This is a genomic window from Allochromatium warmingii (genome assembly GCF_900107145.1).
Taxonomy (GTDB): domain Bacteria; phylum Pseudomonadota; class Gammaproteobacteria; order Chromatiales; family Chromatiaceae; genus Thermochromatium; species Thermochromatium warmingii.
In genome coordinates this window covers 36,352-55,828 of sequence record NZ_FNOW01000015.1, presented here as the reverse complement: position 1 = coordinate 55,828, position 19,477 = coordinate 36,352, and the positions used below count along the sequence as shown (strand labels likewise).

At 57.0% G+C, this 19,477-nt stretch carries 20 protein-coding genes; 5 read left to right on the top strand and 15 right to left on the bottom strand.

The genetic code is table 11. From position 1 onward, the window contains the following. Nucleotides 1-35: 35 nt before the first annotated feature. From BLW10_RS06505 to BLW10_RS13965, 6 genes are all read right to left on the bottom strand, one after another. On the bottom strand, nucleotides 36-2,027 hold the full coding sequence (locus BLW10_RS06505; protein WP_091333247.1) for a putative bifunctional diguanylate cyclase/phosphodiesterase: 1,992 nt from the start codon (nucleotides 2,025-2,027) through the stop codon (nucleotides 36-38). After that, the gene (locus BLW10_RS06500) at nucleotides 2,020-4,968 is read right to left on the bottom strand and encodes a chemotaxis protein CheB (RefSeq protein ID WP_091333246.1); all 2,949 of its coding nucleotides are present in this window, start codon (nucleotides 4,966-4,968) and stop codon (nucleotides 2,020-2,022) included. Before BLW10_RS06500 ends, BLW10_RS06505 begins: the two co-directional genes overlap by 8 nt. A gap of 144 nt (nucleotides 4,969-5,112) precedes the next feature. Then, nucleotides 5,113-6,534, bottom strand: a complete 1,422-nt coding sequence (locus BLW10_RS06495; protein ID WP_091333244.1) for a glycosyltransferase — start codon at nucleotides 6,532-6,534, stop codon at nucleotides 5,113-5,115. A 247-nt stretch (nucleotides 6,535-6,781) separates the two neighbouring features. Continuing rightward, on the bottom strand, nucleotides 6,782-7,033 hold the full coding sequence (locus BLW10_RS06490; RefSeq protein WP_091333242.1) for a YfhL family 4Fe-4S dicluster ferredoxin: 252 nt from the start codon (nucleotides 7,031-7,033) through the stop codon (nucleotides 6,782-6,784). A gap of 108 nt (nucleotides 7,034-7,141) precedes the next feature. Continuing rightward, a complete protein-coding gene (gene coaD / locus BLW10_RS06485; protein ID WP_091333264.1) occupies nucleotides 7,142-7,618 on the bottom strand; it encodes a pantetheine-phosphate adenylyltransferase in 477 nt (158 codons plus the stop codon). Nucleotides 7,619-7,643: 25 nt separating this feature from the next. Then, the gene (locus BLW10_RS13965; RefSeq protein WP_177169006.1) at nucleotides 7,644-7,796 is read right to left on the bottom strand and encodes a hypothetical protein; all 153 of its coding nucleotides are present in this window, start codon (nucleotides 7,794-7,796) and stop codon (nucleotides 7,644-7,646) included. A 55-nt stretch (nucleotides 7,797-7,851) separates the two neighbouring features. Here BLW10_RS13965 and BLW10_RS06480 point away from each other — a divergent pair, with 55 nt between their 5' ends. Genes BLW10_RS06480 through BLW10_RS06470 form a run of 3 tightly spaced genes read left to right on the top strand, consistent with a single transcriptional unit; the run spans nucleotide 7,852 to nucleotide 10,323 of the window. Continuing rightward, nucleotides 7,852-8,115 (top strand): FmdB family zinc ribbon protein, encoded by a 264-nt coding sequence (locus BLW10_RS06480; RefSeq protein ID WP_091333241.1) that lies wholly within the window; start codon nucleotides 7,852-7,854, stop codon nucleotides 8,113-8,115. A 38-nt stretch (nucleotides 8,116-8,153) separates the two neighbouring features. Continuing rightward, nucleotides 8,154-9,215 carry a glycosyltransferase family 9 protein gene (locus BLW10_RS06475; protein ID WP_091333263.1) on the top strand — a complete coding sequence of 354 codons (1,062 nt, stop codon included), beginning with the start codon at nucleotides 8,154-8,156 and terminating at the stop codon, nucleotides 9,213-9,215. Between the two features lies 1 nt (nucleotide 9,216). Next, nucleotides 9,217-10,323, top strand: coding sequence for a glycosyltransferase (locus tag BLW10_RS06470; protein ID WP_091333239.1), 1,107 nt, complete (start codon nucleotides 9,217-9,219; stop codon nucleotides 10,321-10,323). Nucleotides 10,324-10,343: 20 nt separating this feature from the next. Here the strand turns inward: BLW10_RS06470 and BLW10_RS06465 are convergent, their stop codons facing one another. Further along, a complete protein-coding gene (locus BLW10_RS06465) occupies nucleotides 10,344-10,556 on the bottom strand; it encodes a putative motility protein (protein WP_091333238.1) in 213 nt (70 codons plus the stop codon). 303 nt (nucleotides 10,557-10,859) lie between these two features. Here BLW10_RS06465 and BLW10_RS06460 point away from each other — a divergent pair, with 303 nt between their 5' ends. Beyond that, entirely contained in the window at nucleotides 10,860-11,582 is a 723-nt protein-coding gene (locus BLW10_RS06460) for an FHA domain-containing protein (RefSeq protein ID WP_091333236.1), read from the top strand. A gap of 131 nt (nucleotides 11,583-11,713) precedes the next feature. Here the strand turns inward: BLW10_RS06460 and BLW10_RS06455 are convergent, their stop codons facing one another. The 6 genes from BLW10_RS06455 to BLW10_RS14410 form a co-directional block, all read right to left on the bottom strand. Further along, nucleotides 11,714-12,916, bottom strand: coding sequence for a D-alanyl-D-alanine carboxypeptidase/D-alanyl-D-alanine-endopeptidase (locus BLW10_RS06455; protein ID WP_245709148.1), 1,203 nt, complete (start codon nucleotides 12,914-12,916; stop codon nucleotides 11,714-11,716). Nucleotides 12,917-12,989: 73 nt separating this feature from the next. Then, nucleotides 12,990-13,667 carry a dethiobiotin synthase gene (gene bioD / locus BLW10_RS06450; protein WP_091333233.1) on the bottom strand — a complete coding sequence of 226 codons (678 nt, stop codon included), beginning with the start codon at nucleotides 13,665-13,667 and terminating at the stop codon, nucleotides 12,990-12,992. Further along, on the bottom strand, nucleotides 13,664-14,539 hold the full coding sequence (bioC, locus tag BLW10_RS06445) for a malonyl-ACP O-methyltransferase BioC (protein WP_091333232.1): 876 nt from the start codon (nucleotides 14,537-14,539) through the stop codon (nucleotides 13,664-13,666). Before bioC ends, bioD begins: the two co-directional genes overlap by 4 nt. Nucleotides 14,540-14,562: 23 nt before the next feature. Continuing rightward, nucleotides 14,563-15,336, bottom strand: a complete 774-nt coding sequence (gene bioH, locus BLW10_RS06440; RefSeq protein ID WP_091333230.1) for a pimeloyl-ACP methyl ester esterase BioH — start codon at nucleotides 15,334-15,336, stop codon at nucleotides 14,563-14,565. 44 nt (nucleotides 15,337-15,380) lie between these two features. Continuing rightward, complete coding sequence (locus BLW10_RS06435) at nucleotides 15,381-15,872, bottom strand: CvpA family protein (RefSeq protein ID WP_091333228.1); 492 nt, start codon at nucleotides 15,870-15,872, stop codon at nucleotides 15,381-15,383. A 29-nt stretch (nucleotides 15,873-15,901) separates the two neighbouring features. Then, entirely contained in the window at nucleotides 15,902-16,678 is a 777-nt protein-coding gene (locus tag BLW10_RS14410; RefSeq protein ID WP_091333227.1) for an SPOR domain-containing protein, read from the bottom strand. 141 nt (nucleotides 16,679-16,819) lie between these two features. Between BLW10_RS14410 and mnmA the strand changes: the two genes are divergently transcribed. Beyond that, a complete protein-coding gene (gene mnmA / locus BLW10_RS06425; RefSeq protein ID WP_245709146.1) occupies nucleotides 16,820-17,989 on the top strand; it encodes a tRNA 2-thiouridine(34) synthase MnmA in 1,170 nt (389 codons plus the stop codon). A gap of 141 nt (nucleotides 17,990-18,130) precedes the next feature. Here the strand turns inward: mnmA and BLW10_RS06420 are convergent, their stop codons facing one another. Together BLW10_RS06420 and BLW10_RS06415 are read right to left on the bottom strand one after the other, a co-directional pair. Next, nucleotides 18,131-19,285 (bottom strand): RNA-guided endonuclease InsQ/TnpB family protein, encoded by a 1,155-nt coding sequence (locus BLW10_RS06420; RefSeq protein WP_091333225.1) that lies wholly within the window; start codon nucleotides 19,283-19,285, stop codon nucleotides 18,131-18,133. Next, on the bottom strand, nucleotides 19,269-19,454 hold the full coding sequence (locus BLW10_RS06415) for a hypothetical protein (RefSeq protein WP_091333224.1): 186 nt from the start codon (nucleotides 19,452-19,454) through the stop codon (nucleotides 19,269-19,271). Before BLW10_RS06415 ends, BLW10_RS06420 begins: the two co-directional genes overlap by 17 nt. Nucleotides 19,455-19,477 lie beyond the last annotated feature (23 nt).

The window sequence follows — 19,477 nt, the reverse complement described above, 5'->3', positions numbered from 1 at the left end:
TCGGGGGGCGGACGGAGCTGGCGCGTGCGACGCTGTTAGGCATTTGGCGGCGCATTCGGCTTAAGGTGCGGTTCTAGCGTCGCCTGCCAATGAAGCTGCAATTCATCCGCTGTCATCGGACGGCTATATAAATAACCCTGCCCTTCTAAACAGCCTTCACCAGAAAGAAATTCGGCCTGCTCGCGTGATTCAATCCCTTCAGCCAGCACCTCAAATCCCAAATTATGACCGAGCGCAATAATCGCACGGGCAATCGAATCATCATTGACATCATGGGTTAAATCGCGGATGAACGAGCGGTCGATCTTGAGCCGATGCAAGGGCAAGCGTTTCAAATAGGACAGTGACGAATACCCGGTGCCGAAATCATCAATCGCCAGCGTGATTCCCAACGCCCGCAAAGCATTAAGCGCCTGAATCGCCATATCTGCATGGCGCATTAGCTTAGATTCTGTCACTTCCAATTCTAAACGCGCCGGATTTAATCCTGTCCGTTGCAAAATATCAGCAATTTGTTGCGGTAATTGCGAGCGTTCTAATTCACGCACAGAGAGATTGACGGCCAAGCGCGGCACCTGCAAACCAGCTTGATCCCAAGCCATCATCTGACGACAGCCCATTTCGACCATCCGCAATCCTAGCTCATCAATTAGTCCAAGATCTTCAGCCATCGGAATAAATAAATTCGGCAATAACACACCCATTTGCGGATGCTGCCAGCGGCAGAGTGCTTCGACACCAATCAATTTACCGCTGTGTAGATCAACTTGTGGTTGATAATACAACATAAATTCATTGCGCTGCATCGCTAAACGCAAATCATGCTCTAAATGCAGCCGTTCTACTGCGCCAACAGACATCGTTGGTGCGAAGAAATTAAAGCCGTTGCGACCGCTTTTTTTGGTTTGATACATGGCAATATCAGCACGCCGCACCAAGGTTTCTAAATCGGTACCATCATCGGGATAGAGACTAATCCCGATACTCGCCGTGACAAAAAATTCGCGGCCATCTAATTGAAACGGTGCTTTAAAGGCTTCGAGCAAACGATTGACAAAGTGCGCAATAAAGCGCGGTTCGGGCACATCTTCGAGAATAATGACAAATTCATCACCGCCAAGCCGTGCAATGGTATCGACATCGCGAATTTGTTGTGACAAGACCGCTGCCACCTGCCGCAATAGCACATCGCCGATATGATGCCCGAGGGTATCATTGACTTCTTTAAAACGGTCGAGATCCAGAAAGAGCAGCGCAAATTGTCGTTGATAGCGTTTGGCGCGTTGGAGACATTGTTCTAATCGCTCCTGAAAACAAGCGCGATTCGCTAATCCAGTCAGCGCATCATGGTGGGCGAGATAATCAAGCCGCTCGCTGGTTTCGCGTAACCGTTGGCGCTGTTGTACTGCTTCAGTGCGATCAATAATCGCACAAACATAATGCTGGGTGCTGGCATCGAGACTCGGAATCGAGGCAATATGTAAATCAGCAATAAAATCGGTATCATCGGCGACACGAAAACGTACTTCTGGGAGAATCACTGTTCCGTCGCTGCGCAAATTACCCCAGGCACTGATGACATTCGCCCGATCTGCTTCAGTAATGAGGCGTCCGAAAAAATGCTGATGAAAATGCGTCGGGCGCAAACGAAATAACCGTTGTGCAGTTAAATTCGCTTCATAAATCAGCCCTTGCCGATCAATCACGATTTCGGCAATCGGCAAAGTATTAAAAAACGACGAAAAGCGCGACAAGGATTCTTGAGTGCGCTGTTGGCTTTGAAGCAATTCATCATTCTGAATTTCTAATTCAGCTTGATAAATACGTAGATTTTCAATCAGCACCTCTTGACCAGGATCAGCACTGCTCAAAAGCGCCTCAGCTAAATCAAAACGATGAGCACGTAATGCGGCTAATGCCCGTTCGCGGACATCATGGGTGAGGGTCGTGGACGTGCTCGTGGCAGTGGCCTGCGTTAATTCAGGCGGTATAACAGACGATTTGGACGGCGGGTGCCGGTCAGTCATCGCGCCGCTTAATCCAATCAGTGATATTGATATGACTGACGACGACTCCAGCGCGGGCATGTCGAATCGGCGCGACATACATTAAATACCACTGCGGCACAGTGCCTAATGATGCAGCATATTCCAGATAAAAGGCGGTGCGTTCGCCGGACATCACCTGTCTAATTCCCGCCACGGCTTCGCGTGCATGAGGCGCACCCGCTAAACGGCCATCTTCACAGGCCGCAAGATAATCCGCACCGACGCCAGTTTCGCGCAATTCAGGATCACCATGCGTCCGCGCAAATTCACACCAGGCATTATTTGCCATCGTAATACAGCCTTTGCTATCTAATACCGCAACATGCTCGGGGAGTGAATCAAGCACCGCTTGCAAATGCTCAATATCCCGTAATGTGGTGACATCAACAAAGGTGGCGACCGCACCGCGTGGTTCACTATTGCGCACGGCATAGGGCAGCACGCGCACTAAATATTGTCGATTATTGACGGCGCGAATTTCATGCTCAAACATTTCGCCCCGCGCAATGGTTTGACGCAGATCGGTAATAAAATCGGGATATTGCAGCAGATTGGTAAAATCGTCGATGGGGCGACCGAGATCACCGTCGCGGATTTTAAACAGGGTCGTCGCTTCGGGCGTAAAGCGCGTGAGGCGTAATTGCGAATCGACAAAGATTGTCGCAATCGACGCTGCTTTCGCCATGCTATCCAGATCGGCATTCAGGCGATTGAGAATTTCGATCTTTTCCTGATTTTCGGCATTAACGGTATACAGCTCCTCATTGACCGATTGCAGCTCTTCATTTGAGCTTTGCAATTCTTCATTTGAGGCCATGAGTTCTTCATTGGTCGCTTGTAATTCTTCGTTCGCCGTTTCTAATTCTTCGATAGTCGCTTGCAAACTCTCGCGGGTGGCAGCTAATTCCCGCTCCAGATTTTCAATCCGCTGGCTGGTTTCGCGGTCAAGACTGATCGTTTCAATGGATTTAACCGCTTCGCCTTCAATCATGCGCAGCGTGCCAGGTTCGGGCGGCAGCACATCATCGGGCGTGTAACTGGTCAGCGGTTCAAATGATAATAAAAGATGCAATTCCCCGCCCGGTGGCTCGACCGGACGTGCCACCAAACGCAGGCGCTCGGTGCGATCATCGGCCAGCGCCAATCCAATGATGTCGGAACGCAGCGGCACGCGGTCGCGGGCGGCCTTGTACAGTAAGGCTTTAGCGACGGCAACCAGCGAACCGGGCAGCAGTTTCGACAGATCGAGGCTGACACTGCCCTCACCGATGCGCAGATAGGGGCCGACATCGCCGAACACATGCAGCAGATCGTGGCGCTGATTCAGCAGCAAGCTGGTGGGCGCATAGCCGCGTAGCAGCAGCCCCTGCGCGGCATCAATGGCGGCGGCATCGGTCGCAACACCACGGGTGCGCATCCCCGGACGCGGCGGAGTCGGAATGATAGTCGTCTGGCGCGTGCGTGGCGGATTGGCCGCATCGAGCGGCAGCGCGACATGGCGCAGAATGCGATAAATTTTATGTTTCGAGCTGACCGCCGTGAAATCGGTATGCAAATTCGCAATAGTTTCACTCGGCCCGAGAAACAGAAAACCGCCCGGCGCAAGGGCATATTGCAAGCGGCGCAGGGCGCGTTCTTGGGCTTCGGGGCGGAAATAAATCAGCAGATTGCGGCAGGAAACCAAATCCATGCGCGTAAACGGCGGATCGTCAAGCAAATTATGTCGCGCAAAAACAATGCTTTGGCGAATTTCAGTTTTAACGACAAAATGATTGCCGCGTTTAATAAAAAATTGCTCTAATCGCTCAGGAGAAATTTCAGCAGTAATCGCTTCACTAAACACGCCTGCGCCAGCAACTTCGATATTTTGCGGCTCAACATCGGTGGCAAATAATTTGAAATTCGGCCAGCGCCGCGCTTTTTCAAAAGCTTCAGCGAATAAAATGGCTAAGGAATAGGCTTCTTCCCCGGTGGCCACGCCGGGCACCCAAACGCGAATCGGCTGATTGCCATTATGATCGCTAACAATGGTGCGCACAGCGGTTTCAGCTAAAACTTCAAAAGCATCCGGGTCACGGAAAAAGCTGGTTACGGGAATCAATAATTCACGCCGCAGCGTTGCTAATTCCCCGCGATCGGCACTTAATAATCGGACATAATTCAGCAAATCCGGCGTTTGGCGCACTTGCATCCGCCGTTCCATGCGCCGCATCACAGTTGCCGGTTTATATTCACGGAAATCAATGCCGCCCGAATGCTGCAACAGGTGCATGACTTCTTCATGGGCACTATCGCGGTCAATTTCCATTGCCATTGACGGCGGGCGCACTTTTGGCTGGGGGCGCTGATGAATATGATCGAGCAGACGCGGGCCAATCGCTTCCGGCGGGAGAATGGCATCAACTAAACTGGTCGCGATGACACTGCGCGGCATTCCGTCGAATTTTGCCGTTTCGGGATCTTGAGCAACCAAAAAACCGCCAGCATCATTGATAGCGACCGCGCCGCGTGTTCCATCTGAGCCGGTACCGGAGAGAATTACGCCAATCGCATGATTGCCAAATTCTTTCGCTAATGAACTAAAAAATAGATCAATCGGCAGGGTTAAACCGCGTGGATTTTTTGGACTCAAGCGCAGCGTATCGCCGCTCACGGTCATTAAACTAGCGGGCGGAATTAAATGCACGCGATTGACTTCGACGCGCATATCGTGCTCGACCGTCACCACCGGCATCGGCGTATGACGGGCGAGCAGATTCGCCATCATGCTTTTGTGATCGGGCGAGAGATGCTGCACGACGACATAGGCCGCGCCGGTATCTGTGGGCAATCCCTGAAAAAACCGCTCCAACGCATCCAGCCCACCAGCTGAAGCGCCGATGGCTACCACATAGCCATCAAATCGCGCTGCACTTGCCATCGAGACACCCTCTCGTGTTTTTTTTAGCGATCAGCTTCCAGCCTCCAGTTATCAGCTACCCGCTTTCGGTTAGCTGATAGCGTCGCTTAACCTGCACGGCCGTCTTTGCTGGAAGCTGGCGGCTGATAGCTGGAAGCTCCTAACTCACGCCGCCTGACTATCGCGCATTTGCATTGCGCCTAACCCAACCAAACCGCCGATCAGCATGGCCAGATAGAGCACGGCAACCGGTTGCTCAATCAGCGCAAAGCCCAGCAGCGCCAGACCGACGGCCAGTTCTGCCGCACCATTGCGCCAGATCGGAGCGCGGGCAGTTTTGCGGTCGCGGGCTTTGGGGGTGCGGACAAACTCAGTGCGATGACCAAGCAGGGCTTCAACGCCGCCGCGTGCGTTCGACAAGAGCAGACCGCTGGTTAAGGCGAGTGCGCCGAAAATCTCAACGACCGCTTGCCGCCAGCCGGTACCACGTCCAGCGGTGGCCAAAAACGCAATCGGCGCTGCAAAGCCGAGAAACGATGCGGTAAAGGCCGCGAAACTCAGACCACTGCCGCCAACCACCGCGCCCGCCATAAACGGCAAGCCCATAATCAAACAGGCGACACCGACAACAAACGCCAGCGGCTGACCAATTTGGAAACTCATCATCAGTTTTTGCCAGATCGCCAGTCGTGGACTGCGCCAAATCAACGGCGTGAGCTTAATAAAGCACTGGGCAAAGCCTTTCGTCCAGCGGAACTGCTGCACGCGCCACGCCCGCGCCGAGGTCGGCAGCACGCCGGGCACCAGCAGATCGCCCATAAATCCCGAACGCCAGCCGACTAAATGCGCGCGCAGGCTTAAATCTAAATCTTCGGTGAGCGTGTCGCCATCCCAGCCGCCGGCTTCGTCAATCGCCGCCCGTCGCCACAGTCCGCAGGTGCCGTTAAACGGCAGCGGCAGACCCAGCCGCCAGCGTGCTTCTTGTTCGACGCCAAAATGTGAATCGAGTAACCGCGCCTGAATCCGCGTCAAGATACTGTCATCGCGGTTCAGATGTCCCCAGCGCGTCTGGACATAGGCCAGTTCGGGATGCGCGACCAGTGCGCCGACGGTGCGCTGCAAAAAATCGGGAGGTGGAATGAAATCAGCATCAAAAATCGCCACAAAGGGCGCAGTCGAGCGTTCCAGTCCAGCAGCCAGCGCCCCAGCTTTGAACGCCGTGCGCTGCACCCGATGCAGCAATTCAATCTGCACGCCCTGTTGTTTGAGCGCCGCCACCGCTCGCTGACTAACCGCCAACGAACCGTCGGTGCTATCGTCGAGCACCTGAATACTCAGCCGCTCACGCGGCCAGTCGAGCGCCAGCGTTGCCGCCAAAATGCGCTCAATCAAATCGCCCTCATTGAAGAGCGGCAGTTGCACCAACACCGATGGACAGTCCGCCGCATTCAGCCGCGCCACCGTCAGCCGTCGCTCCGGCAGCACCCGCCGCGCCACAGTCAGGACAATCAGGTTGAGCGAACAGAACGCCAGAATGACGAGTCCGAGTATCAGGTAGTACTCGACCGAGGTTTCAGCCGCAAGCATGGCTTGAGTTCCGCTAAATTAGGGAGAATGGGGGGGGATGCGACCGTGTGAGTCGGGAATCGAGGCATCCCGCAGTCTCACCCAGACGCCGGCCACCTTCAAAAAACACGCAAACGGTGGCGGCCTGTTGAATCGGGGCGGCGGCTTGTGTTGACAAGCACGCCTAGCAGTGCTTCCAGACCGCAGCATCGGCGCGGCGCGGCCCGCACCATCTCATCTGGCACGGGCGCGACGCCTACAGCCGCACTCAGCCTTCGCCGGTGAGACGGGCGTATTTGGCACGAAGCTCGTCTTCGCTTTCCTCGTGACTGGGATCCTTGACGATACAGTCAACCGGGCAGACCTCGACGCATTGCGACGTTTCATAATGCCCAACACACTCAGTGCAGAGTGACGGATTGATTACATAGGTCTCATCACCCTGAGAAATTGCCCCGTTCGGGCACTCCGGCTCGCACACATCACAATTGATGCACTCATCAGTAATCATCAAGGCCATTGGCATTCTCCTTCGTGGTTCATCAGTATTACGCGAGCCACCGCGTCGGTACGGATACGGGCGCGGTGAGTGAGACTCGCAATCAGGTTGGGGTGTGTGGTGCCGATCTTAACCAAACCGCGCACGCAATGCAGCCTGTACTGTCGGGGAGACAAAGGTTGAGACATCCCCGCGCAGTCGGGCAATCTCACGTACCAGCGACGAGGAGATATACGCATACTGCTCGGCTGGGGTGAGAAAGAGCGTCTCGATATCCGGAGCCATGCGCCGATTCATGCCCGCAAGCTGAAACTCGTACTCAAAATCCGAGACCGCCCGCAGCCCGCGCATGATGACCGACACCCCGAGGTTGCGGGCGAAATTCACCAGCAAACCTTCAAAGGGCAGGATCTCGACATTCGCGCAGGCCGTCACACTGCCGCGCACCAGCTCGACCCGTTCTTCAGTCGAAAAAACCGGCGATTTGCCGGTGTCAGCCGCCACCGCCACCACCACGCGCTCAAACAACTGCGCGGCCCGATGGATCAAATCTACATGGCCGTTCGTGATGGGGTCGAAGGTTCCGGGATAGACCACAGTGCGCAAGCATGAACTCCTTAAAATATTGAGATTACAGCAGCGACTGCCGTCGTCGCCGGGGCGCAACATAGCATAAACCAGTGTGCGGGCGTGTGGCTTTACCGTGACCGCTAGTGCTCGGGCACAGGCTTTGCGCCTCGGCATCGCTCTCCATATAATCGCGCCCGTCAACTGCTTGATTCATGCAGAAAGTGAGCAAGATTATTGCTAGATCACTAGCTAGCTGGAGTAATGCTGATATGCCAACCTATGACTACCGTTGTGATACCAATGATCGTGTGATCGAAGTCAGCCACCGCATGAGCGAGACCCTCAGCAACTGGGGCGAGCTGTGTGCGCGGGCTGGCATCGACTGTGGCGATACTCCGGCCGATGCGCCTGTGCATCGGCTGGCCACCGGCGGCACCGTCATCACCAGCGCCAGCTTAGGCAGCGGCTGTGCGCCCGCGCCCGCCTGTCCGACTGGCTCCTGCTGTGGCGGCGGGATGTGCGGGTTGAATTGAGCGCCGTGCGCACCGGGCGGCGGTCATCTGCGGCGCAGATCGCCGACCGCTCGGCGCAGGTCGTAAAATCCCTCCTGATTGTTCGGCTGAGTGCCATCGGCGACATCGTTTTTGCTTCCCCGCTGATTGCCGCCCTGCGCCAGCAGTGGCCCGAGGCGCACATCGCTTGGCTGGTGCAACCGGAATGCGCCGCGCTGCTCGATCAACATCCCGATCTGGATACCGTCATCGTCTGTCCGCTGCGTCACTGGCAGCGGCTGTGGCGGGCGCACCGCTATGCTGAACTCTGGGCGAGCGTGCGCACACTCCGCGCCAATCTGCGCCACTATGACTTTGATTTGGCGCTCGATCTGCAAGGTTTGCTCAAAAGCGGATTGCTTACTTGGCTGTCCGGTGCCCGCGAGCGCATCGGCTTAGGCTCACGCGAGGGCAGTCAGTGGCTGATGACGCGCCGCCTGCCGCGTGGCGGGGATGTGCGGTTGATTGGCTCGGAATATCGCTTTTTGGCCGCGACGCTGGGGCTACCGAACGCCGATGACTTCAAAATGGCCGTGTATTACAGCGCCGCCGATGCGCTCGCGGCTGATTTGGTGATTGCCCGTGAATCCCTAGCGAACGGCTATGCCGTGCTCTGTCCGTTTACGACCCGTCCGCAAAAACACTGGTTTGAAGATCGCTGGGCGCATTTGGCGCAGCGGCTCCGCGCTGAACTCGGATTGATTCCAGTGCTGCTCGGCGGGCCGAGCGATGGCGACGCAGCGCGACGCATCGTCGCGGCTGCCGATGAGCATTTGATCAATCTGGTCGGTCAGACCAGCCTCACCGAAGCGGCCGCGCTGATTGACCGCGCCGCGCTCTTAATCGGTGTCGATACCGGACTGTCGCACATGGGCATCGCCTGTGAAACGCCAAGCGTGCTGCTGTTCGGCGCGACCTGTCCCTATCTGGAAACAACCCGTGCTAATGCGCGGGTGCTCTATCAGCCGCGCCCTTGCTCGCCATGCAAACGCCATCCGACCTGCAACGGACGCTTTGACTGTATGCAGGCGCTGATCGTTGAGGACATTTTGCACCAAGCCGATGCGGTGTTGCGATTGTGAAATGAAAATTCTTCATGTTGAAGGCGGTCGGCATCTTTACGGCGGCGCCTATCAGGCGCTGCATCTGATGCGCGGCTTGGCGGCGCGTGGCCATCAGAATGTGCTGGCCTGTCCGCGTGGCTGTGCGCTGGCAGCAGCGGCTGCCGAGTGTGCCGATGTGTGCGGCTTGCCGATGCATGGCGATGCCGATCTGCTGTTGATTCCGCGACTGTACCGGCTGATCCGCGCCGTGCGTCCTGATCTGGTGCATCTGCACAGTCGCATCGGGGCGGATGTGATGGGCGGATGCGCGGCGCGATTAGCTGGCGTGCCGGTGATTCATACGCGCCGCGTTGATAATCCCGAACCGCGCTGGCTGGTGGCGCTCAAGTATCGGCTGCATGATCGCGTCATCGCCATTTCTGAGGGCATCGGGCGGGTGCTGATCGCCGAGGGGCTGCCGTTGGAGCAATTGCGCGTCGTGCGCAGTGCGGTCGAACATCGCTATTCCGCGCCGCTGACCGCCGCCGAACGCGCCGAGCGTCGCGCCCGCCTTCAGGTGCCAGCGGAGGCGTGTTTGATCGGCGTGATCGCGCAGTTGATTCCACGCAAAGGGCATCGTTTTTTGCTCGCGGCACTGCCGGAGTTGCTCACCGCGCATCCTGAGATTCAGGTGCGTTTTTTCGGTCAGGGGCCGCTGGCGCAGACGCTGCAACAGCAGATTGACGCCGCCGGACTGGGCGCAGCGGTACAACTGGCGGGCTTTCGCGACGATCTCGCCGCGCTGTTGCCCGCACTCGATCTGGTGGTGCATCCGGCGCTGATGGAAGGGCTGGGCGTCTCGCTGCTTCAGGCCGCAAGTGCCGGGGTGCCGATTGTCGCCAGTCGTGTCGGCGGCATTCCCGAAGCGGTGCGCGAGGGTGAGACTGGACTGTTAGTGCCGCCGGCGGATGTGGCGGCACTGCGGGCGGCATTGAGCGTCGTGCTTGCCGATCCGGAATACCGTCGGGCATTGGGAGCTGGTGGGCGGGCGCTGATGGCGCGGGAGTTTTCCCTAGATGCAATGGTAGACGGCAATCTAGCCGTGTATCGCGAGGTGCTGACGGCGGCGGGCGGCGCTCCGACGTGAGCGCCGCGCTGGAGGCGTGCTCAAGCGGTAGTGTTAATGGTGTTGCCACTCATTATGTTGGCTGATGGAGTGGTGACGCTGTTAATCAGTTGTAGTGCGCCTTGTTCTTGAATATCAAGGGCTTTTTTGAATACAGCGGTACTGACTTCGCTGGCGGTATCAGTCTGACGGGCAGCGGTGGCTTGTGCGGCAAGGCTAGACGGAGTGGCGGAAATGGCGCTGATGTCATTCATGGCGGCTCTCTCGACTGTTGGATCAGGACAGATGGTTAACGGCAGACATGCGGGCGGCTGAAATTTAGATCAAGTGGTGGTGGGGTTGAGGGCGCTGTTACCCTGATGTCGAATCAGAATATTCGTTTTCACTCTCAGCTTTTAAACCCTATTTAGATCAAAAAAAATTCAGTTAGCGATTTCAGGACAATCATTTATACAGAATATAAATATAGCCTTGCAGGTTAGACAGTGAGCTATATAGCAAGATTGATTTTGCATGACCTGTACTGAAAAACCCAACACTCGGAGCCGCTGAGAACCATGCCTTTTTTGCGATTGTATTCAGGAAAAACACTGCAACAGCAATGGGAGCTAGGTGCTAATTGTCTCACAATTGGGCGTGCGCCTGATAATGATATTGTGCTCCAGCATCCCGCCGTCTCCAATCATCATGCGCATATTGAAACTGACGGCCATCAATATATTTTAGTCGATGATGCCAGTACCAACGGCGTCTTTGTCAATACGCAAAAAATTAGCCGCCATACGCTGACATTTTGGGATGAAATCCAGATTCATTCCTATAAGTTAGTCTTTATGTCAACGGCGCGATTAGCAGGCGAAACAGCGTCGCGTGAGACAACGCAAACCGCTGCATTAGCGCAATCGGGAACAGTTGTTATGCAAACCAGAGATTTAGATGCACTGCGCAAAAAATTAGAACAAGCGCGGGTTGCATATCTTCTCGTCGTTGATTCTGGTGTCAGAATTTTATTAGACAAGGCCAGATTTACGCTTGGGCGGGGTCGTGAGTGCGATTTACGATGCGGTGGTTGGTTTGCCCCTAAATTAGCGGCGACAATTCAGCAACAGCCGGATGCGCATTATATCCTTCCAGCTAAACGGGTGCGGGTATTTGTCAATGGCGAATATCCATGCGACCCAGTGCGCTTAGTCGATAATTCTGATATTAAGCTTCAGGGCCTAACATTGAAATATTATTTGCGACCACTTGATGAGTCTGCAAATTGGCAGCGCCCTTGATGTGGTTCGCAGTATTGCGGAATAAACTAATTTGCTCGCGCTAAATGCTGCAATTGAAGCGGCACGCGCTATTTAGATTCAATGCTGAAGTGGCAACTTGATGGAATGGAACAGTTACCAACTCGCACCGCTCATCGCGCCAACTGACTCGCCACACGCTGCCGCAAATCGGCTGATACTGGCTGTTCAATCAACAACGCAAACGGCTCCCAGACACCACCGCGCTGCACATAACCCGCATAGCTGCTAATGCTACGAAGCGTGCCGGTTTTGGCGCGAACTGCCGGATCGCCGTCTTGCGGCGGTAGCAGATCGCGATAGGGTGCGAAGGCGTCCAACAGCGTGACCAATTGCCGCGCACTCAGCCGATTGGTGCGCGATAACCCCGCGCCATCATCAATGATGAAGGTTTTCCAGCCCAATCGCTGCTGTGCAAAGGTGCGCATTGCCTGTTGCGCGTGGGCGAGGCTGATACGCTCTGTGCTCGCTAAATCCGGCACGGCAAGCCGCAAAAACAGCGCATTGGCGACGAAATTATTGGAATACTTCAGCATCGGCGCGATGACTTCGGCCAGCGTGCGGCGATTGGTGTGACGGAACAGGCGGCGGGCGGTCGGCGGCGTGGGCGCGATGCGTTGCGCATCGCTGACGGCCAGGCCTGCCGCACGCAGCTTGGCGGCCAGCAGTTCACCAAAATACCGCAGCGCAATCTCACGCTCACGCAGATTGATGCGCTGTTTCCCCTCAGCACCACTGCGCCCGAGGCGCTCGCCGGTTGCCGTCAGCGGCGTTTGCGGTTCGGCAGTGCGGATTTGCTCGCCGTCGCGGATTAGATTCAAGGTGTTGAAATTGGCGGCTAAGGCCGTGACTGGTGCGTCATAGGGATTCGTCGATGTCGAGCGACCGGCGATCTCAATATCCGGCGCAAACACGCTGTCATCCAGTCCGATGCCGGCCACCGAACGCACGCCCTGTTGTTTGAGCGCCGTGACCAATCGGTCAAGTTCTTCGGAAACGAGATAGGGGTCTGCGGCCCCTTTGATCCAGAGCCAGCCGGATGCTTCCTGAAACATATCGGTGTGGAAGCGGCGCGCTCGCCCCCAGGTTTCGAGCGCAGCATAGGCAGTCAGCAGCTTCATGGTTGAGGCAGGAATGCGTGCCGTGTCCGCGTGATAGGCAAGGCGATCTTGACCGCGCTCCCTGACCAAGAGGCTGGCGTGCTCTAGGGCGCGTACCTGCGCGATGGGGTCGTCAGCAGATAGAGCGGATTGTGCGGTGAGACTGAGCGCAAATGCGGCAATGAGTAATAGCCAATGCGAACGATGAACGGCCATTTTGACTCGATACAGTGTGGGTCGAAACATCCGAGAGCATAGCGCAATCCGCTGCGGCGCGTTGGTGCATGCGTCAGGATCGAGCGAGTTGGAGATGCAGATAGCGCGCTATGGCCTGTGGCTCCGGTTCGGGCAACCAGGGCACTATGCCCCAGCAGGGCGCGGGTATCAGCCGCTGGAGCGTCTCCAGATTGCCGGTGAGCGCCAGCAGATTGGGCGTGAGTTGATTGGCGATCCAGCCGACCAAGGTGCAGCCGCTGGCCTGGATCGACTCGACAGTCAAGAGCGCATGATTGAGACAGCCGAGCTTGACCCCGACCACCAGCAGCACCGGCAGCTTGAGCGCACGCGGAATATCCGGCACTGCGCACGCTGGCCCCAATGGAACGCGCCAGCCGCCGACGCCCTCGACAAACACCCAATCCGCTAACGGCATCAACTCAGCATAGGCCGCTTGAATCGCCGCCAGCTCAATGCGCACGCCGACCTGTTCGGCTGCCAGATGCGGCGCAATCGGCGGCTGAAACGCATAGGGGTTGATCTGCGCATAGGGCCGAGCACACGACCCCAGCGCCTGAAGCTGTTCGGCATCCGCATTGCGCAAGCCGGCTGGGGTCAACGCACAACCGCTGGCCACCGGCTTCATGCCCAGTGCCCGCTCGCCGCGTGCCTGCACCGCTGCCATCAGACCGAGGGTGATCGCCGTCTTGCCGCAATCGGTATCCGTGCCGGTTATGAACAGGCCGTTCATGGCGCAAGCGCCCGCCGCAGTCGTCCAATCGCGCTCACTGGAATTGCCACCTCGCCACCGCGACAGACTGGCGCATCGACTTCCGGTGCCCAAGCATGACCATAGAGCACCTCATAACTGGCCGGTAAGCGCCCGTCGCGGCGCTGCATTTCATAGGCCTGCGCGACCGCTGCCAAGCGTGCCCGTCCGCTCAGGGTGCGCGGGCGAGTTGCGGTCGCATTGCGTGCGCCGAGTGTTTTGAGATCGCGCATCAACCCGGCCACACTGTCATAGGTGAGCGTCAGCCGATCCGCGTCCATCACCGGATCAGCGAATCGCGCCCGCACCAGCGCATCGCCGATGTCGTGCATGTCGAGAAATGGGCTGACATGCGTGTATGCGTCAACCTGACTCCAAGCCGCCCGCAGTTCCTGAAGCGTCCCCGGGCCAAAGGTGGTGAACAATAGCAGCCCGCCCGGACGCAACACGCGCCGACATTCGCCAAAGGTGCGTTCCAGATCGTTGCACCATTGGAACGCGGCATTCGACACAATCAGATCAACCGATTGATCGGCTAACGGCAGCGCTTCGGCATCGGCGCAGACGCACAGCGGGCGTCGCCACCAGCGCCCACGGCGGCGAGCGTGCAGCAGCATCGCGTGGGCGAAATCGAGCGCCAACATCTGCGCCTTTGGATAGCGGCGGGTGAGCGGCTCAATCGCGTAGCCAGTGCCCGCGCCGAGATCGACAATGCGATGGGGCGCGAGTCGAATATAATCCAGCCGACTGAGCAGTCGATCCGCCATTTCGCGTTGCAGCACGGCCACGCGGTCATACTCAGCGGCGGCGCGTTCAAAGCTACGCCGAGCGCAGGTTTTATCAATCGGGTGCATAGCGGCGAGCGGCGTTTACAGCGTCAGCAAACATGATTGAGCAGAAAGGCTTGAACGGCCTGCGCCGTTTCAGTGGGGTGCGAGAGATGCGGCGCATGAGCAGCGCCAGCGATCACGGCGATCTGCGCTTCGGGCAACAATACGGCGATGCGCTCGGCGACCCGCGCCGGCACCAGCGTATCGTTGCGCCCAAACAGCCAGAGCGTCGGACAGCGAATATCGGGCAGTTGCGGGCGCACATCCTCCTCGCGTAGCAGATCGAGACCCAGCGCCAGCGCCGCCGGTTGCGGGGCGGGACGTGTCGCTAGTTCCTGCTTGAGCTGGCGCACTGTATCGCGGGCTGCTTCGCTACCAGAGACCTGTAGGGCCAGAAAGCGGCTCAGGGTACCGCTCGGATCGGCCAGCAGCGCGTCGTGAAACTGCGCCAGGGTCGCGGCAGGCATCGCGGGCGTCCAGTCGGTTGCTTGGGTAAAGCGCGGGGTGGCGGTCAGCAGAATCAAGCCAGCGACACGCTTGGGTGCGTGCAGCGCAGCGGCCAGCGCGAGGAGTCCGCCCAATGACCAACCGACCCAGACGGCACGTTCGGGAGCGGCATCGAGACAGGCTTCTGCCCAGCCCCAGAGATCATCGCGGCCAGTGGGAAAGGGACTATCGCCGTGCCCGGGCAGGTCGATGCGATGTTGCGTCAGGCCGTTCCAAGTGGATGCGGGGACGCCATTCCACACGGCGGAGTTCATGCCCCAGCCGTGAAGCAGGACAAGATCAGTGATGGGGTCAGCGTTATTTAATTGCGGCATGATTGGGTGGGAATTTTTGGGGGGGGGTATAATTTTATATAGCTTTAAATCTCTTTCAGCTTTCCAGCAATTTCCGGCGGCGTCAACTCAATCAGCCATTGACCAATCGCTTGAAAATCGGCAATCAAGAGCGATCCTGTCCAGACTGGATCCGACGGTAACGGCGTTAATGCCGCTAAATACACCGCCATCGCAATCATCACCACGCCACGCGCTCCACCAAAGAGCATTCCCAGCAGCCGATTGAGGGCGCTTAATCCAACCTTATCAATCAGCGCCGTGAGAATCACTCCGAGAATCGAACCGGCAATCAGAGTCACGATCACTAAGCCAATAAAGGCCGCAGCTTGTCGCATCAGCGGATGGGCGAGCTGTGAGGTTAATAAATCTGCAAGCGACGGATGAAATAACCAAGCAATGACGAGCGCGGCAATCCAAGTGCCTAATGATAACACTTCACGAATCAAACCACGGGCGATGCCGACCAGGGCCGAAAGCGCAATCGTGCCGAGAATGATGTAATCGATCCAGTTCATGAGCAACTATCCACAACGATGAAAGGTGATTATTGACTGTAGCGTTGAATCAGCGTGTCAAGTTTATGCTGCTTGCGTAGCTTGTCAGCAAGGCGATTAGCTTGATCGCGCTCGTTGCTCGGCCCGACGCGCACGCGATAATAGGTTCGGCCATTGACCACAGCGGATTCGACAAAGGCAGTAAAACCAGACTGTTTAAGTTTGGCGGCCAAATTGTTCGCCGCGTCCGCCGAATTTAAACTCGCCACCTGTACAATCCACACCGCTGGCGCATCAGAACGTGGTTTCGGGGGCGGCGGGGCGGCGGCAACACTCGGCTCACGGCGGGGCGGTGGTGCAGGGGGCGGCGTCGGACGCGACGGCGGTTGTGCTGGACGCGGTGCGGGGGTCGGTTGCGGACGTGATACGGAAACAGCTTGGCGTGGTGCCGGCGTGGGAGCCGTCGGCGGCGGCGTCGGTGCCGCGACGAATGGCCCAGTCGGTTCTTGCAGCGGATCGAACACCAGCGCATCACCATCATCGACCGCTGCTGCTTCGGGATCAACAGGCGCAAAATTTTGCAGCGGCGCAGACGGCGTCAACTGCGTTTCGGCTTCGGTAAGCGTTTGCGTGCCAGGCGGGGACAGGAAACCTTGATCGGGATAGGGCGCATCGAAGGTGCTCGGCACACTCGACTCCGCCGACAACGGCCCGGAAACATAGGTCGGATCTGAGGCTTGCTCCTCAAACAGCATCGGCACGAAGACTACGGCTAGGGTAATGACTACCACGGCACCTGCCAGTCGTTTCTTAGCTCCTTCCTGCATGAATCATCACCCTGTAGTCGGGGGACGGCTGCGCACCACCCGCGTGTTGAGGCTGTTTATAACCGTTATGAAGCCGTGACTAACCCAATGAGGCGACGTTCAAGTATAACCCAGAGTCCCGACTGCACCAGTGATTCAGCCATGATTAACACCGATTGTATGTCTTCAGCTTCCAGCCTCCCGCCGTCAGCCGTCAGCGATCTGGCGTCCGCTTCGTCCCCGCTATCGCGGATCATCGTCGGTCTGTCCGGTGGGGTTGATTCCGCCGTAGCCGCGCACCGCTTGCTCACGCAGGGCTATGCGGTCGAAGCCATGTTTATGAAAAATTGGGAGGAAGATGATACCCAGACGTATTGTGCAGCGGCTGCGGATTTAGCCGATGCGCGGGCTGTCGCCGAGCGATTGGGAATTCGGCTGCATACGGTTAATTTTGCCGCTGAATATTGGGATCGGGTCTTTGCGTATTTTTTACGTGAATATCAAGCCTTGCGCACGCCGAATCCCGATATTCTTTGTAATAAAGAGATTAAATTCGCCGCTTTTCTCGATCATGCACGTAGCTTGGGTGCGGAAGCCATCGCAACCGGACATTATGCGCGAGTGATTCGCGATCAATCCGGCTGTTATCATTTGCATCGCGCTGTTGATGACAATAAAGATCAAACTTATTTTCTCCATTTACTCAATCAGCAGCAATTAGCGCGGGCACATTTTCCGCTCGCCGATCTCACGAAACCAGACGTTCGGGCGCTCGCACAGCAACTCGGTTTAGCCAATGCCACCAAAAAAGATAGCACCGGCATCTGTTTTATTGGCGAGCGGCGGTTTAGTGAATTTTTAGCACGTTATTTACCGCGTGAGCCGGGGCCAATTGAAACACCCGACGGGGTGCAACTCGGTGAGCATCGCGGTTTGGCGTATTACACCATCGGTCAGCGGCAGGGCTTGGGAATCGGTGGGGTCAGTCACGGCTGCGAAGCACCTTGGTATGTCGCAGCGAAAGATCCGACACACAATCGTTTGATCGTCGTGCAAGATAGCCAACATCCGCTGTTATTATCCAATGAACTCGACGCACTCGTGCCCCATTGGATCAGCGGCCATGCGCCCGCGCTGCCGTTGCGCTGTCTAGCGCGTCTGCGTCACCGTCAGCCGTTACAAGTCTGTGAGCTGCTTGCGCTTGATGCCAGCGGCTGTCGGGTGCGTTTTGAGCAACCACAACGCGCCGTGACGCCCGGACAATCGATTGTGTTTTATCAGGGCAGCGCCTGTCTCGGCGGCGCAGTGATCGAGCGCGGCCGGCGCGTTTGATGCGCCGCCCACCCGCCAGCGCCGAACAGGTTGCCAAGCGTGGAATGCGCTATAAGATCAGCGGATCTGAACTGAATCCATCGTGATCGAGAACCGCTCATAAAAACCTACTCAAACTTGCACGAAGCTGAATAAGTCTGTTCACGTCGTCAACGCCAGCGCGGGCGAACCCGTCTTACCTGGCTCTTCCGTGCGTTTAAGGTCTCGCCTGAGCGCGTCGCGACCATACTGATCAAGGTTTTTGGCGGCGTTGAGGTCGCGATCCATGACGTGCCCACAGTCGCAGACCAGCGTGCGCTGTGACAGCGGCATGTCGTGGAGTTGACCGCAGGCGTGACAGGTCTTGGACGATGGAAACCATCGATCCGCGATAATAACCGTCACGCCGCGCCAGTGAGCCTTGTATTCGATCTGTCGCCGCAATTCACCCAAGCCAGCATCAGCGATGGCGCGGGCGAGTCGGCAGTTCTTCACCATTCCAGTGATATTCAGGTCTTCGAGCATGATGACCTGATAGGTGCGGGTCAGTTTGTCAGACAGTTCATGGAGAACCGCTTGACGTTGGTTTTTGATCCGCTGATGCAGTCGGGCGACACGGAGCTTGGCTTTCGCTCGGCGTCGGCTGCCTTGTTGTTTGCGCGACAGGTTACGTTGTCGGCGCTTCAAACGTTTGAGATGCTTTTTGAGTTGTTGATTGGCGGGGATGAATTCACCGGTGCTGAGGGTGGCGAGATGTTTAATCCCGAAATCCACGCCGACTGAGGGTTGATCCGGCGCGTGTGGATTGTAGTCCTCGGTTTCGACCAAGATTGACACGTAGAAGCGACCGGCCTGCTTGCTAATCGTCGCCTGTTTGGTCTGGCCAGTGAAGCGCAGCGGTTGGCGCATCGCAATTCGCGTTTTGAGCCGTTCGATGCGCAATTGACGACCCGTCACAGCAAACTTGGTCGGTTCGCGTAGGGCGAAGGAATCGTTGACATCTTTTTTCTTGAACTGCGGATAACCCGGTTTTTTGGCTTTCGCCTTGACGCGCCGGAAGAAATGCTTAAAAGCAGCATCCAGATCGTCAATGGCATTGCGGGTGACACGGCTAGAAACGTCCGCATACCACGGAAACTGAATGCGCAGCACGGTCATATAGTGTTGATAGGCCGCCGCCTTTGACCACTTTACGCCAGGCTGATTGAAATGATTGAGCAGTTGGTTATAACAATGACGTCGTGCGCCGCACGCTTGATTGAGATAGACGGCTTGCTCCGAAGTTGGGCGCAGCTCAATCTTATGGGCGATCAGCATGGGCCTCGATCGCCTGTTTCACGTCGTCCAGTAGTTTCCGGTTCTTGCGCGAGCGGCTGCCGTAGAGCTGGGCCGAGCGCAGCCGTGCCAAGTCATAGCGCCGCAGCGTTTGCGCCGCAACGCCGAGAAAATCGGCGGCCTTTCGGATGCTGACGAGTTTGCGTGACATGGTTAAAAGATAAATAACTGCGC